Genomic DNA, 15,344 nt, shown 5'->3' on the forward strand with positions numbered 1-15,344 from the left:
AGTAGGCCGCGGATTATAGCGATGGTTTCTTCGCTGTGCCATCCGAAAAGTCCGAAACGCTCATACGAAGGAACGTAGCGGCGAAAAGGTCCGGCGGCAGCGGCAGGCTGACGATGTAGCCCTGCATCTGCTCACAACCTTCAGCCGCCAGAAACGCTTGCTGGGCCGGCGTTTCTACGCCCTCGGCAATGATGGTGAATTGCATGCTGTGCCCAAGGGCGATGATGGCGCGCACGATCGCCGCATCGTGTGGGTCGTCGGGCAGGCCACGGACGAAGGATTGGTCGATCTTCAGGAAGTCCAGCGGCAGGCGTTTCAGGTAGCTGAGGGACGAATAGCCGGTGCCGAAGTCATCAATGGCCAGTTGCACGCCCAGATGCTTGAGCTGGTGCAGCACCTCCAGCGCCTCTTCGGCCTGGCTCATGATGAAGTTTTCGGTGATCTCCAGTTGCAGGCAGCCAGGCTCCAGGCGGTTGTCCCGCAGCAGTTGCTCGATGCGCGCCAGCAGGTTGGGGTGGCGCAGTTGCGCGCCGGCGAGGTTGACGGACAGCGGGCCGAAGTCATCAAAAATTTCTCGCCAGTCGTGCATCTGTCGGCAGGCCTGCTCCAGTACCCAGTCGCCAATCTGCAGGATCATGCCGTTCTCTTCGGCCAGGGCAATGAAGTGCTCGGGCGGCACTTCGCCGAAGGTGGGGTGGCGCCAGCGAATCAGGGCTTCGGCGCCGATCAGTTGTTGGGTGTCGAGGCTGAGTTTCGGCTGGTAATAGAGAGACAATTCGTCGCGCTCGATCGCTCGGCGCAGTTCGTGTTCCAGGGCCACGCGCTCGTTGGCTTGCGCGGTGAGGTCCTGGGTGTAGCTTTCGACGCGGTTGCGGCCTTTGGCCTTGGAGCGGTACATGGCGGCGTCGGCGTTTTTGACCAGGGTGGCGACGTCGTTGCCGTCCCGTGGGTACAGGCTGGTGCCGATGCTGGCGCTGATGAAGAACTCATGCTCGCCCGCCTGGAATGGTGGGGTGAAGCAGGCCAGCAGCTTATTGGCCAGGTGTTCGGCGTCGCTGGCTTGTTGCAGGCCGGGCAGCAGGATGATGAATTCGTCACCGCCCAGGCGCGCGACGGTGTCGACGTCTCGCAGTTGGTCCTTGAGGCGAACGGCGATGTCCTTGAGCAGCAGGTCGCCAATCGGGTGGCCGAGGCTGTCGTTGATGTGTTTGAAACGGTCGAGGTCTAGGAACAGCACGGCGCCCTGGCTGCCGGTTTCCTGTTGGTTGTTGAGGGCGGCTTGCAGGCGGCTTTCAAACAGGGTGCGGTTGGGCAGGCCGGTCAGCGGGTCGTGGTGGGCCTGGTAATCGAGGCGCGCCTGGGCGTGCTTGAGGCTGGAGATGTCGGCAAACACGGCGACGAAGTGGGTGATCGACTCCTCGCGGTTGCGCACGGCGCTGATGGTCAGCCAGCTGGGGTACAGCTCGCCGTTCTTGCGCCGGTTGGAGATCTCGCCTTGCCAGTGGCCGTTGGCCGTCAGTTGGTGCCACATGGCGGCGTAGAAGGCGCTGTCGTGCAGGCCCGAGGCAAGCAGGCGCGGGGTTTGGCCGAGGGCCTCGGCTTCGCTGTAGCCGGTGATCTCGCTGAAGGCGCGGTTCACGGCGCTGATATTTTGCCGGGTGTCGGTGATCAGTACGCCTTCGGCCGTGCTCTCGAACACGGTGGCGGCCTGTTGCAGTTTTTCCTGCATCAGTTGGCGTTCGGTGATGTCCCGGGCGATGGTCAGCATGCAGTCGTCGTCGCCGATGGGCAGCGGGCCGCTGGAGACTTCACACAGGCGAATTTCGCCGTCGCTGCGGCGGATGTGGCAGACAAAGTCGCGGACAAATCCATCCCGTTGCAGCCGCTCCAACATATCTTTGCGTTCGTTCAGGTCGACCCAGATCCCGAGGTCCAGGGTTGACTGGTCCAGTGACATCACGCTGTTAAAGCCGGTAATTCGACTGAATCCTTCGTTGACCTCAATCAGCAAACCGTCGCTTTGGCGGGACAACAGCAGGCCGTCGGGAGAGGCATGAAAGGCCTTGGCGAATTTCTCTTCGGAGGTCTGCAGTCGCTGCTGGGTTTCTTTCAGCTGGGTGATGTCACGCACCACCACGACCAGGGCTTCGGTGGTATCCAGTTGAAAGGGTTCGGCGGAGATCAGTCCGGTGAAGGCCTGGCCGTTGCTGCGCAGGAAGGGCATTTCCAGGTTGCGGATGCTGGTGGTCTGTACCCGTTGCAGCAGGCCGGGGCCTACGCCCTGGATGCCCCAGATATTCAGTTCAGTGGCGGTTTTTCCTACGACTGCTTCGGCGCTCAGGCCGATCTGGTCTTCGAATGCCTTATTGACCTCCATCAGGCAGCCGTCCGACAGCCGGGCGATGACCAGGATGTCCGGGCATTGCTGGAACACAGAGGCGAATTTCTGTTCCGAAAGCTGCAACGCTTCCTCGGTGCGCTTGGCCTCGCTGATGTCGATCATCAGGCCGCGCAGCACGGGCTCGTGGCCGTGTTCGATCAGGCTGACGATGTCCCGCACCCACAGGCAGCGTCCATCGGCGGTGATCACCCGGTAGTCGACACTGTGGTCGCGGTTGGCCCGGGTTTCGGCGTAGCAATAGGATTCGGTGCGGGTCAGGTCCGCGGGGTGGATGATGTTGCGCCAGAAGCCCGGGATCAGCCAGTGGGCACGGGGGTAACCCAGCAGTTCCTCGGCGTGGGGCGACACGTAGCTGTAGGTGAAATCGCTGATGCTGGCTTCCCAGGCGATCGCGGAAAGGCTCTCCACCAGGCCGCGATAGTGGTATTCGCTGCTGCGCAGTTCCTGTTCGAGGGCGACCCGGCGGGAAATTTCCGAGCTGAGCCGACGATTGATCCGAATAACCACGGCCAGCACGATGCTCAGCAACAGCACGGCAGGCAACCCGTAGAGCAGCACATCCGTCCAGAGCGTCCGGTGGTCGATGACGTTGCCGACCCAGCGCTGCTGGATGGCCTCGGTCTCAGACGGGCTGATGTCGGCCAGGACTTTATCGAGGATGCCCACCAGCATCTTGTCGTCCTTGGGTACGCCCATGGCCAACTGATAGCGGTAAGGCGTTTCGCCGCTGATGTACAGGCCTTCCAGCTTGAGTTGGCGCAGGCTCCACACGCTGGACGCCAGATCGCCCACTACGGCGTCGACCTTGTCGGTGGCCAGGGCCTGCAGCGTAGCGCTGACATTGGGCATGGCCACCAGGTTGAGGTCCGGGTGGTGAGTGCGCAGCAGTTCATGGGGCGCGTAGTTTTCCACCACGGCCACCTTCAACCCGTACAGGTCTTTGAGGCTGCGTGGTTGCGGGCCGCCTTCGTGGGCGAGGATGACGATGGGGAAGTCGAGATAAGGCCGGGTAAACGACAGGAAACCCTGGCGTTCCGGTGTGGACATGATGCCCGGCAGCAGGTCGAGCTGGTTGTTGCGGGCCTGTTCCAGCACGGCGCTCCAGTTCACCGGCTCGATCAGTTTGATCCTGACGCCAAGGCGATCCTGCATCAGCCGCACATAATCAGCGGCCAGGCCCTGGTAGCGACCATCTTCATCGCGGTATTCAAAGGGTGGCCAAGAGGCGTCGACGCCCAGGCGCAACTCTTGGTGGTCCGCCAGCCAGCCACGCTCTTCATCGGTGAGAGTCAACGCGCCAGCCGTTGCGGTCCAGGTCAGCAGCGACAGCAGTAACACGGTCGGCAATCTGGGCATAACGGTCTCGTTATGGCACGGGGAATGTTTCGAGTGTAGACGGGCATTGCGGGGGAGGGGAGTCAGCGAGGATTTAATCTGTAGAAGCAAAAACCCCGGCCTGGGCCGGGGTTTTTGTGATCACTCGTCGAGGAAGGAGCGCAAATGCTCGCTTCTCGTCGGGTGGCGCAGCTTGCGCAGCGCCTTGGCTTCGATCTGACGAATCCGCTCACGGGTAACGTCGAACTGCTTACCAACCTCCTCAAGGGTGTGGTCGGTATTCATGTCGATGCCGAAGCGCATGCGCAGTACCTTGGCTTCACGGGCAGTGAGGCCGGACAGTACGTCGCGAGTCGCTTCTTTCAGGCTCTCAACGGTAGCAACATCGATTGGCGACTGCATGGTCGAGTCTTCGATGAAGTCACCCAGATGGGAGTCTTCGTCATCACCGATCGGGGTTTCCATGGAGATCGGCTCTTTAGCGATCTTCAATACCTTGCGGATTTTATCCTCAGGCATTTCCATGCGTTCGCCCAACTCTTCCGGGGTCGGTTCGCGACCCATTTCCTGCAGCATCTGCCGGGAAATACGGTTGAGCTTGTTGATCGTCTCGATCATGTGCACCGGAATACGGATGGTGCGGGCCTGGTCGGCGATCGAGCGAGTGATCGCCTGACGGATCCACCAAGTGGCATAAGTCGAGAACTTGTAGCCGCGACGGTATTCGAACTTGTCCACCGCTTTCATCAAGCCGATGTTGCCTTCCTGGATCAGATCGAGGAATTGCAGGCCACGGTTGGTGTACTTCTTGGCGATGGAGATCACCAGACGCAAGTTCGCTTCAACCATCTCTTTCTTCGCGCGGCGGGCCTTGGCCTCACCGATCGACATGCGACGGTTGATGTCCTTGATCTCGGCAATCGTCAGACCGGTTTCGGTCTGCAATGCAGTCAGCTTCTGCTGGCAACGAACGATGTCGGCCTGGAAGCGACCAATGGCTTCAGCGTATTTGCTTTTGCCTTTGGCCAGTGCGTCGGTCCAGCTTTCGTCGACTTCGTTGCCCGGGAACTGGCGCAGGAAGTCGGCACGCGGCATGCGCGCATCACGGACACAGAGCTGCATGATCGCACGCTCTTGTGCACGCAGACGCTCAAGGGCGCTACGAACCCGCTCAACCAGGCCTTCGAATTGCTTCGGTACCAGTTTGATCGGCATGAAGAGTTCAGCCAGGGCCAGCAATTCAGCAGTTGCCTGCTTGCTGCCGCGACCGTGCTTCTTCAGGGCCTTGCGAGCCAGTTCCATCTGATCGGAGACCGCGCCAAAGCGCTGCGCTGCGATGATCGGATCCGGACCGCTTTCGACTTCTTCTTCGTCATCAGTGCTGGCTTCAGCTTCGTCGTCGTCGGTGTCGTCGTCTGCTTTCGCAGCCTTGGCATCGATCGGTGGCGGAATTTCAGCCGCAGGTGGCGCAATGCCGTCGTCCGGGTCGATATAACCGCTCAGGACGTCGGACAGGCGGCCACCTTCGGTGGTGACGCGAGTGTACTCGGAGAGAATGTGGTCAACCGTGCCAGGGAAGTGCGCGATTGCGCCCATCACTTCACGGATGCCCTCTTCGATACGCTTGGCGATTTCGATTTCGCCTTCACGTGTCAGCAGCTCTACCGTACCCATTTCGCGCATATACATGCGCACAGGGTCAGTCGTGCGACCGATGTCGGTCTCGACCGCTGCCAACGCGGCGGCTGCTTCTTCAGCGGCTGCCTCGTCGGTATCGGCGTCGGCCAACATAAGGGCGTCCGCATCCGGAGCACTCTCGTGTACGGGGATCCCCATGTCATTAATCATGCGGATGATGTCTTCCACCTGCTCTGGATCTGAAATATCCTCAGGCAGGTGGTCGTTGACCTCTGCGTAAGTCAGATACTTCTGCTCACGACCAAGGGTGATCAACTCTTTGATACGAGACTGCTGTTGCGCTTTTCCGGACATAACACCCTATCCACTGAAGGTCTTGGCGGGCAAAAAACAAGCCGAGGATTATACCCGAGCTATGACCTCACACGCCAGCTGAGGTCGGGTTTGATGCGGAAACATTGCGACTTAAAAGGTCGCGCAGTTGATTTTTCTCTTCGGCGGTCAATTCACTCTGACGCGCTTTTCGAAGAAGTTGTTCCAGGTTTCGCTCGCGTTGACGAGCTACCAAGCTAGTAATGGTGTCGAAAAACTGTTGTTCAAGGTTATCGCCATCAATCAGCCATTCCTTTTCTGCCAATGCCTTCAGCAAACGGCCCTGTTCGGTGCCGTGCCAGCGTGCAATCAGCTGGAATGAGTTTAGCTTAGGATTCTTCTGTACGGCTTCGAGCAGGGCCACCAACAGTTGCGTATTGGTGTGGTCTTCGGCCGCAAAGTGCCCCGCATCCTCGACTTTTTGTGCCAGTTGCGGGTGGTGCAAAAGTGTACGCAGGGCTGCCATGGTGGGCGGCTCTACTGCTGCTGGGACGCGTGGGCCGCGCGGTTCGTCACGGTCACCGCCACGTTTGCCGTTTTTGTCCCAGGGTTTCTTGTCCCATTTCTTGCCGCCGGCGCCGGGTTTCTTCGGTGTCCACTCCTGCTGGGGCGTGTAGGCCTCCTGCGGTTGGTGGAAGTCGGAATAGTCCGGCATGGCGTCGTAATCCATGCCCGGGTCGTAGGCCGGCGGCGCCTCTTGCGGCGCGCTGCGGGCCAGCTGGCTGACGGCCTCGCCACTCAAGCCGGTGATTTCCAGCAGGCGCTGGCGCATCAGGGTGCGCAGGTTGGCGCCCGGAACCTTGTCGATCAGCGGGGCCGCGAGGGTGACCATGTGGGCCTTGCCTTCGAGGGAGCGCGGGTCGGACTCTTCGGTCAGTTGCTGGAAAAAGTAATCGGCCAGCGGTTGTGCGTGTTGGTTGATGCGCGCGCGGAACGCGTCGGTGCCTTCGGAGCGGACCAGGGTGTCCGGGTCTTCACCTTCGGGCAGGAACAGGAAGCGTGCGCGCCGCCCGTCCTGCAGGCTCGACAGGGTCGACTCAAGGGCACGCCACGCTGCGTTGCGGCCGGCCTGGTCGCCGTCGAAGCAGAACAGTACGTTGGGCACCACGCGAAACAGGCGCTTCAAGTGCTCTTCGCTGGTCGCGGTGCCCAGGGTCGCCACGGCGTTGCGCAAACCTTGCTGGGCCAGGGCAATCACGTCCATATAGCCTTCAACCACGATGATTTCGTCGAGGTTGCGGTTGTTCTTGCGCGCCTCAAACAGGCCGTAGAGTTCCTGGCCTTTATGAAACACCGGGGTTTCCGGTGAGTTCAGGTATTTGGGCTTGTCGTCCCCCAGCACCCGGCCGCCGAACGCGATGATGCGGCCGCGGCTGTCGCGGATCGGGAACATCACGCGGTCGCGGAAACGGTCATAACGCTTGCCGGTCTCGGCGTTTTCCACCAACAGGCCGGCGTCGATCATGGCTTTTTGCTGCAGGGTGTCGCTGCTCAGGTGCTTGTACAGGTTGTCCCAGCCCGGCGGGGCGAAGCCGAGGCCGAAGTCGCGGGCGATTTCACCGGTCAGGCCGCGGCCCTTGAGGTAATCGACGGCGGCTTTGCGCTGCGGGTGGCTTTTCAGTGCCTGGCGGTAAAAGTCGGCAGCAGCGGTAAGCAGCGGGTACAGCGGCGAATCGGTGGGTTGCCGCGGTTTGTGCGGGCGGCCACTTTCTTCGCGGGGGATTTCCATGCCGGCGGCTTTCGCCAGTTCCTCGACGGCCTGGGGGAAGTCCAGGTTGTCGTGGTCCATGATGAAGCCGAGGGCGTTGCCGCCAGCGCCGCAGCCGAAGCAGTAGTAGAACTGCTTGTCGGGGCTGACGCTGAACGACGGCGTCTTTTCCTTGTGGAACGGGCAGCAGGCGGTGTAGTTCTTGCCGGCCTTTTTCATCTGCAGGCGCGAGCTGACAACATCGACGATGTCGGTGCGGTTCAGAAGGTCGTCAATAAAGCTCTGGGGAATTAGCCCGGCCATGGCGTTCTCGTCATCACTGCGTGTAAAAGAGGGCCCGCAAAGTGCTCAAGGCGCGCGTGTTGTGCGGCTCGATCTACTGTCGTCTGCTTGGTCTGTCAGGAAGTGTATCTGCCGAACATTCACTGACGTTAGTTCCGATCAGTGCCCGGCGTAGAAATGTTGCCCGGGAGTCCGGTCTTGGCCATGTGGGGGCCTCGGAAGCTCATCGGTGGGCGCAGCCGACCTGTTGATCGCCTGTTAAAAAATAAGTGTGCTCGTCAGTAGCCTTGTTAGGCTCGTCAGAAGAGACGTGCACCGCTGGCAAAAGAGCCAGTCCTGACGTGTGAAGCAGTTCGTTTCAGTCGCGTGTGCGGCGTCAACGGTGAAGCATCAAGCGATATCCGCAAATGCCAACAGCCCGGCTGAGGGCCGGGCTTGGCAGAAGCTTGCTACGAACGTCTGTGTATTAGTACAGACGAACGGCGCGGCGCTGCTCGCGCTGAACTTTCTTGGCGTGACGCTTAACAGCGGCTGCTGCTTTACGCTTACGCTCAGAAGTTGGCTTCTCGTAAAATTCGCGGCTACGAACTTCAGCCAGAACACCGGCTTTTTCGCAGGAGCGCTTGAAACGACGCAGAGCTACGTCGAAGGGTTCGTTCTCTTTTACTTTGACGGCTGGCATCCAGAGCTACCTTCTTTCATTACCGGGAATCAACGTTCTCGTCGCAAAAAATTCGCGGCTGAGGTCGTCGGTTTTTAAGGGTTGCGGATGTTAACCCCTCATTGCCCGGAATGCAAAGCCTCTGATCGAAAACCGCTAGTCGGGAGGGGGAGTGGCGACTATTATGCGCGCCTTCGAATTCAGCCTCTACAAGGCGCAAACCCATGCTAGTTCTGGGATTAGAAACCTCGTGCGACGAAACCGGTGTCGCACTTTACGACAGTGAACGCGGGCTTTTGGCCGACGCACTGTTCAGTCAGATCGACCTGCATCGCGCCTATGGCGGCGTGGTGCCGGAGCTGGCCAGCCGTGATCATGTGAAACGCATGCTGCCATTGATTCGCCAGGTGCTGGACGAGGTCGGCTGCGTGCCGACCGAGATCGACGCCATTGCCTATACCGCCGGCCCCGGATTGGTCGGAGCCCTGCTGGTTGGGGCCTCTTGCGCCCAGGCGCTGGCATTTGCCTGGGGCATTCCGGCCCTTGGTGTGCACCACATGGAAGGCCATTTACTGGCACCGATGCTGGAAGAAAACCCGCCAGCGTTCCCGTTCGTCGCTTTGTTGGTTTCAGGCGGCCATACGCAGCTGGTTCAGGTCGACGGAATCGGTCAATACACGCTGCTGGGCGAAAGCCTGGACGACGCTGCCGGTGAAGCTTTCGACAAGACTGCGAAGATGATGGGCCTCAATTATCCGGGCGGCCCGGAAATCGCCCGCTTGGCAGAAAAAGGCGTTCCGGGGCGCTATACCTTCCCGCGCCCGATGTGCGATCGCCCTGGCCTGATGTTCAGTTTCAGCGGCCTGAAAACCTCTGCCCTGAACACCTGGCAGCAGAGCGTCAGCGCCGGAGACGACAGTGAGCAAGCCCGTTGCGACATCTCGCTGGCGTTCCAGCAGGCCGTGGTGGAGACTTTGACCATCAAGTGCAAGCGGGCCCTGAAGCAGGCGGGCATGAAGCGCCTGGTGATCGCGGGCGGCGTCAGCGCGAACAAGGCGCTGCGCAGCTCCCTGGAGAAAATGCTCGGCGACATGAAGGGCGACGTGTTTTATGCGCGTCCCGAATTCTGCACCGACAACGGTGCGATGATCGCCTATGCCGGTTGCCAGCGTTTGCAGGCCGGGCAGCATGAAAGCCTGGCAATCAGCGTGCAGGCGCGCTGGCCGATGGAGCAGTTGCCGCCGCTGTAACGGGCGAACGTGAGCCGGGTTCACCGGGCGTATTTAAAAATGCCGTTCGCGCCCGGCAAACAGGTCGCGTAAATTGCCCCGGTGGCGCCAGACGATCAGCAGCGTGAGCACGCTCATCGGCACCAGCGCCTCCGGTTCCTGCCACGCCAGCAACGGCAGGGTCAGGGGCGTGGCGATGAGGGCGGCCAGCGAGCTGGTGCGTGTCAGGTAGAACGTCAGCAGCCAGGCCAGGATGGCCAGCAGCGCCGCCGGTGGGTAGATCCCCAGCAGCATGCCGGCCGCCGTCGCAACGCCTTTGCCGCCGCGAAAGCGAAAGTACAGCGGGAACAGGTGGCCGAGCACCGCGCAGACGCCGATCCAGGCTTGCTGTTGCAGCGAGAGCCCGGCGAGATCGGCGATCAGCACCGGCAGCAGGCCCTTGCAGACGTCGCCGAACAGCGTGAGTACGGCGAGTTTCTTGCCGGCCAGGCGCAACATATTGGTGGCGCCGGCATTGCCTGAGCCACTCATTCGCGGGTCGGGATTTCCCGTCAGGCGGCTGAGCAAAATGGCGAAGGACAGCGAGCCGAGCAGGTAGGCGAGAGTCGCCAGTAACCAAAACATGCTAACTATTCCGGGCGAGGACGCCCTGATTCTAACGGGGCATCGCGCCCTTGTCGTGCAGCGGAGAAGAGTGCTTGGACAGAGTGTTTATCGAAGGCCTGGAAGTCGACACCGTGATCGGGGCCTACGACTGGGAGCGCGGTATCCGGCAATGCCTGCGTCTGGACCTGAGCTTCGCCTGGGATAACCGCCCGGCCGCTGCCGGTGATGACCTGACCCTGGCGCTGGATTACGCGAGCGTGTCCGCGCGGATCCAGGCCTTTGCCGAGCAGGCGCAATTCCAGCTGGTGGAAACCTTCGCCGAGCGCCTGGCTGAAGTGTTGATGAGTGAGTTCCAGATTCCCTGGCTGCACCTCAAACTGACCAAGCCCGGCGCCGTACCGGCCGCCAAGGGTGTGGGCGTGGAGATCGAGCGCGGATGTCGCTAACTCAGGTTTACCTTGGTCTTGGCAGTAACATCGAGCGTGAGGCCCATTTGCACGCTGGCCTTGATGCGCTGGCGGGTTTCCTGACGCAGATGCGCTGTTCGCCGGTGTTTGAAAGCCAGCCTGTGGGCATCAAGAGCGGGCCATTCTTCAATCTGGTGGTGTCGGCGTATACCGACCTGCCGTTGATGGAGCTGGACCGCCGGCTGAAATTCATCGAGGCCGACAATGGCCGCTACGCCCCGGATCGCAAAGGCTTGCCGCTGGACATCGACGTGCTGCTGTATGGCGAGCTGGTGGGTAACTTCGATGGCCTGATCCTGCCCCGGGCCGAAATCCTGAAGAACGCGTTTGTGCTGTGGCCGCTGTCGTTGATGGCGCCGCAGCGTGTGCATCCTGAGGTGGGCAAGTCATTTGCCGCGCTGTGGCAGGATGCACACATTGACCAGGTACTGGCGCCGGTCGCGTTCGAATGGCGGGATCAGCCGTTGACGCCGGACTCGCTCTTGTAGGCTTTTAGCGCCTTGAGCCGTTCGCGTTTCAGCGCTTCGCCCAGTTCGGGACCTTTGTAGCCTTGTTCCAGTAGCGGTGCGACGGCCACACCTCTGGCCGCCAGCGCCGCACCGCGCAAATAATCGGCTTGTGGATAACTTCTCTGCTCAAGGCCCTTGCGCCCGCGGGCGTCCATCTCGCATGCCACCACAAACTCTTCAAAGCGTTGCGGGCGACGGTAAACGTCGAAGCTTTGCAGCAACTCCAGCAATGTCGAGGGCCTCAGCTCCAGTGCGCGGTGGCCGTGGGTGTGATATTCGCCCACCAGCAACGCCAACTCCTGGCAATCCCTTGGCACCTTGAAGCGTTCGTTCATCGCCTTGATCAGCTTCACGCCGCGTTGCTCATGAGCGATGTGCTGCGGCAACTTATCCACAGGCGTGAGCCCCTTGCCCAGATCGTGCAGCAGGCAGGCCCAGCGGACGGTCAACGGTTGGGCATGGATGGCTGCCTGTTCCAGCACGCTCAATGTGTGCACGCCGGTATCGATTTCGGGGTGATGGGCCTCGGGTTGCGGCACGCCAAACAGTGCGTCGATTTCCGGCATCAGGGTTTTCAGGGCGCCGCAATCGCGCAGCACCTGGATAAACACCTGTGGCTGGTTTTCCATCAATGCGCGGGAAATCTCCTTCCAGCTGCGTTCGGGCGTCAAGGCTTCCAGTTCGCCCGACGCGCTGAGTTCGCGCATCAGTTCCAGGGTTTCGGGCGCTACCGTAAAGCCGAGGCCGGCATAGCGCGCGGCAAAGCGGGCAACGCGCAGGACACGCAGTGGATCTTCGGCAAACGCCGGGGAAACGTGACGCAGAATGCGTGCGTCCAGATCCTGCTGGCCGTGATAAGGGTCGGTCAGGTTGCCCGCGTCATCCTCGGCCATGGCGTTGATGGTCAGGTCGCGGCGGATCAGGTCTTCTTCCAGGGTAACTTCGGGGCTGGCGTGAAACACAAAGCCGCCATAACCCCGGCCGCTCTTGCGCTCCGTGCGGGCGAGGGCGTACTCGTCACCATTTTTCGGGTCAAGAAATACCGGGAAGTCCGAACCCACAGGCTTGTAGCCCAGGGCGAGCATTTCTTCAGTGGTAGCGCCGACTACGACACGGTCGATATCGGTAACGGGGATGCCCAGCAGGCGATCACGTACCGCACCACCGACTTTGTAGATTTGCATGAAAAAGCCTCCATTAGCGGCACAGGATAACGCCTGCGGCCCGCCAATGGAGGCTTTGCCGTTTCACAGATGTACGACTGCCAGGTCCAGGCGGCCGTAATCGTTATCGCCGTGTTCGTTGCGGGGCGGAACATGGTGGGTTTTCATCACCTGGTCGCCTTGCAGCGTTTCCAGGTGGATATCGAACCCCCACAGCCGGTGCAGGTGCTTGAGAACCTCCTCAGTGGACTCTCCCAGCGGTTTGCGGTCGTGCTGCTGGTGGCGCAGGGTCAGCGAGCGGTCGCCGCGTACGTCGATGCTGTAGATCTGCACATTGGGTTCGCGGTTGCCCAGGTTGTACTGCGCCGCGAGGGTTTCGCGGATGGTGCGGTAACCCGGCTCATCGTGGATCGCCGGCACCAGCAGGTCGTCCTTTAGGTCGTCGTCCATGATGCTGAACAGCTTGAGGTCTCGAATCACCTGGGGGGACAGGTACTGCAGGATGAAGCTCTCATCCTTGAAGCTGCTCATGGCGAACTTGATGGTCGACAGCCAATCGCTGCCGGCAATCTCCGGGAACCAGCGGCGGTCTTCTTCGGTGGGGTGCTCGCACATGCGCCGGATATCGCGGTACATCGCAAAGCCCAATGCATACGGGTTGATACCGCTGTAGTAGGGGCTGTCGAAGCCCGGCTGGAAGACCACGCTGGTGTGGGACGTCAGAAACTCCATCATGAAACCGTCGGTGACCAGGCCTTCGTCATACAGGTCGTTCATCAGGGTGTAGTGCCAGAACGTGGCCCAGCCTTCGTTCATCACCTGGGTCTGGCGTTGTGGGTAGAAATACTGGGCGATCTTGCGCACGATCCGCACGATTTCCCGCTGCCAGGGCTCCAGCAATGGTGCGTGCTTTTCGATGAAATACAGGATGTTTTCCTGAGGTTCGGCGGGGAAGCGCGCATTGTCCTTGTCGTTATTCTTGCCGGCGCGTTTGGGAATGGTGCGCCACAGGTCGTTGATCTGTTTTTGCAGATGCTCTTCACGGTCCTTCTGGCGCAGCCGTTCTTCTTCGGCGGAAATCGGATACGGGCGTTTGTAGCGGTCGACGCCGTAGTTCATCAGGGCATGGCAGGAGTCCAGCAGGTCTTCCACTGCGTCGATGCCGTGGCGCTCCTCGCACTGCATGATGTACTGCTTGGCGAATACCAGGTAATCGATGATCGAGCTGGCATCGGTCCAGGTGCGGAACAGGTAGTTACCCTTGAAGAAGCTGTTATGCCCGTAGCACGCGTGGGCCACCACCAGCGCCTGCATGCAGATGGTGTTTTCTTCCATCAGGTAGGCGATGCACGGGTCGGAGTTGATGACGATTTCGTAGGCCAGGCCCATCTGGCCGCGGGTGTAGGACTTTTCAGTGCTGAGGAAGTGTTTGCCGTAGGACCAGTGGTGATAGCCCAGGGGCATGCCCACGGACGCATAGGCATCCATCATCTGTTCGGCGGTGATCACTTCGATCTGGTTGGGGTAGGTATCCAGGGCATAACCCGCCGCGATGCGGCTGATTTCCCGGTCATAGGCCTGGATGAGTTCGAAGGTCCATTCGGACCCCGTGGATATGGGTTGGCGCTTATGCTCTTTGGCGGTCATGTCACTAACCTGCGCTGGAAGAGTTCACGGAAGACCGGATAGATATCGCCGGCCGAGACCAATTGTTGCTGGGCGAAGGTGTCAGCGAAGGCTTCGCTGATGCGCTCGTATTCGAACCACAGGGCCTGATGCTCGCGCGGGGTGATTTCGACGTAGGTGTAGTACTGCACGAACGGCATGATCTGGTTGATCAGGATGTCGCGGCAGATCGGCGAGTCGTCGTTCCAGTTGTCGCCGTCGGAAGCCTGGGCGGCGTAGATGTTCCACTCGTTGGCCGGATAGCGTTCGGCCATGATTTCCTGCATCAGCTTCAAGGCGCTGGAGACGATGGTGCCGCCGGTTTCCCGCGAGTAGAAGAATTCCTCCTCGTCGACTTCCCTGGCGCTGGTGTGATGGCGGATGAACACCACATCGATCTTGTCGTAGTTACGCTTGAGAAACAGGTACAGCAGGATGAAGAAGCGCTTGGCGATGTCCTTGGTCGCCTGGGTCATGGAGCCGGACACGTCCATCAGGCAGAACATCACCGCCTTGGAACTGGGGTTGGGTTGCTTGACCAGCAGGTTGTACTTCAGGTCGAAGGTGTCGAGAAACGGCACGCGATGGATTCGCGCGCTGAGTTTGGCGATTTCGGCTTCAATTTCCTGGATATCGCCGAAGTTGTCCGGCTCTTCGCGTTTCAGGCGTTCCAGTTCCGCCTTGGCATCCCGCAGTTTTGCCCGGCTGCTGCCAGACAAGGCGATACGTCGCGCATGGGCCGAGCGCAGGGTGCGGATGATGTTGATCCGTGACGGGTTGCCTTCGTTGCTGATCCCGGCACGCACGGTCTTGAAGGTGTCGGTACCGGTCAGGTTGCGTTTGACCAGGTTGGGCAGTTCCAGGTCTTCGAACATGAACTCCAGGAACTCTTCCTGGGTGATCTGGAACACGAACTCATCCATGCCTTCGCCGGAGTTACCGGCCTTGCCCGGGCCTTTGCCGCCCGCGCCGCCCTGGGGCCGCTGGATATGTTCGCCGCTGGTGAATTCCTTGTTGCCGGGATGCACGACGGTCTGTTTGCCGCCCCGGCCGTGGTGCAGCACCGGTTCATCGATGTCGCGTCCGGGGATGCTGATCTGTTCGCCATGCTCCATGTCGGTGATGGAACGGCGGCTGACGGCCTCTTCGACGGCCTTTTTGATGTGGTCACGGTAACGCCGCAGGAACCGCTGGCGGTTTACCGTGCTCTTGTTCTTGCCATTGAGACGTCGGTCGATCACATAGCTCATGCAGGAGCCCTCCGGGCAGCTTCAAGTTACAAGCTTCAAGCGGCAAGCTGGAAGCTTA

Annotated in this window: 11 protein-coding genes; 3 read left to right on the forward strand and 8 right to left on the reverse strand. The window is 60.6% G+C overall.

What is annotated here, in order from left to right; all coding sequences use genetic code 11:
* Positions 1-13: 13 nt before the first annotated feature.
* The 4 genes from A462_RS19055 to rpsU form a co-directional block, all read right to left on the reverse strand.
* A complete protein-coding gene (locus A462_RS19055) occupies positions 14-3,757 on the reverse strand; it encodes a bifunctional diguanylate cyclase/phosphodiesterase (RefSeq protein WP_008434403.1) in 3,744 nt (1,247 codons plus the stop codon).
* A 120-nt stretch (positions 3,758-3,877) separates the two neighbouring features.
* Positions 3,878-5,728, reverse strand: coding sequence for an RNA polymerase sigma factor RpoD (gene rpoD, locus A462_RS19050; RefSeq protein WP_003211014.1), 1,851 nt, complete (start codon positions 5,726-5,728; stop codon positions 3,878-3,880).
* A 67-nt stretch (positions 5,729-5,795) separates the two neighbouring features.
* Entirely contained in the window at positions 5,796-7,757 is a 1,962-nt protein-coding gene (dnaG, locus tag A462_RS19045; RefSeq protein ID WP_003211012.1) for a DNA primase, read from the reverse strand.
* Positions 7,758-8,202: 445 nt separating this feature from the next.
* On the reverse strand, positions 8,203-8,418 hold the full coding sequence (gene rpsU, locus A462_RS33335; protein ID WP_002551877.1) for a 30S ribosomal protein S21: 216 nt from the start codon (positions 8,416-8,418) through the stop codon (positions 8,203-8,205).
* Between the two features lie 203 nt (positions 8,419-8,621).
* On the opposite strand from rpsU, the gene tsaD reads away from it, so the two are divergent.
* Positions 8,622-9,647, forward strand: coding sequence for a tRNA (adenosine(37)-N6)-threonylcarbamoyltransferase complex transferase subunit TsaD (gene tsaD / locus A462_RS19040; RefSeq protein WP_008434407.1), 1,026 nt, complete (start codon positions 8,622-8,624; stop codon positions 9,645-9,647).
* A 33-nt stretch (positions 9,648-9,680) separates the two neighbouring features.
* On the opposite strand, the gene plsY is transcribed toward tsaD, so the two are convergent.
* A complete protein-coding gene (gene plsY, locus A462_RS19035; protein ID WP_003211009.1) occupies positions 9,681-10,250 on the reverse strand; it encodes a glycerol-3-phosphate 1-O-acyltransferase PlsY in 570 nt (189 codons plus the stop codon).
* 74 nt (positions 10,251-10,324) lie between these two features.
* Here plsY and folB point away from each other — a divergent pair, with 74 nt between their 5' ends.
* Both folB and folK read left to right on the forward strand, forming a co-directional pair.
* Positions 10,325-10,678, forward strand: a complete 354-nt coding sequence (folB, locus tag A462_RS19030) for a dihydroneopterin aldolase (protein WP_003211007.1) — start codon at positions 10,325-10,327, stop codon at positions 10,676-10,678.
* Entirely contained in the window at positions 10,669-11,187 is a 519-nt protein-coding gene (gene folK / locus A462_RS19025) for a 2-amino-4-hydroxy-6-hydroxymethyldihydropteridine diphosphokinase (protein WP_003211005.1), read from the forward strand. The genes folB and folK overlap by 10 nt, the downstream gene beginning before the upstream one ends.
* Here the strand turns inward: folK and A462_RS19020 are convergent.
* The 3 genes from A462_RS19020 to A462_RS19010 all read right to left on the reverse strand — a co-directional run bounded on the left by A462_RS19020 (position 11,157) and on the right by A462_RS19010 (position 15,286).
* A complete protein-coding gene (locus A462_RS19020) occupies positions 11,157-12,392 on the reverse strand; it encodes a multifunctional CCA addition/repair protein (RefSeq protein WP_008434412.1) in 1,236 nt (411 codons plus the stop codon). The genes folK and A462_RS19020 overlap by 31 nt on opposite strands.
* Positions 12,393-12,455: 63 nt before the next feature.
* On the reverse strand, positions 12,456-14,018 hold the full coding sequence (locus tag A462_RS19015) for a SpoVR family protein (protein WP_003211001.1): 1,563 nt from the start codon (positions 14,016-14,018) through the stop codon (positions 12,456-12,458).
* Positions 14,015-15,286, reverse strand: a complete 1,272-nt coding sequence (locus tag A462_RS19010) for a YeaH/YhbH family protein (protein WP_003211000.1) — start codon at positions 15,284-15,286, stop codon at positions 14,015-14,017. Before A462_RS19010 ends, A462_RS19015 begins: the two co-directional genes overlap by 4 nt.
* Positions 15,287-15,344 lie beyond the last annotated feature (58 nt).

The sequence above is a fragment of the Pseudomonas sp. Ag1 genome (assembly GCF_000278565.1).
GTDB lineage: Bacteria > Pseudomonadota > Gammaproteobacteria > Pseudomonadales > Pseudomonadaceae > Aquipseudomonas.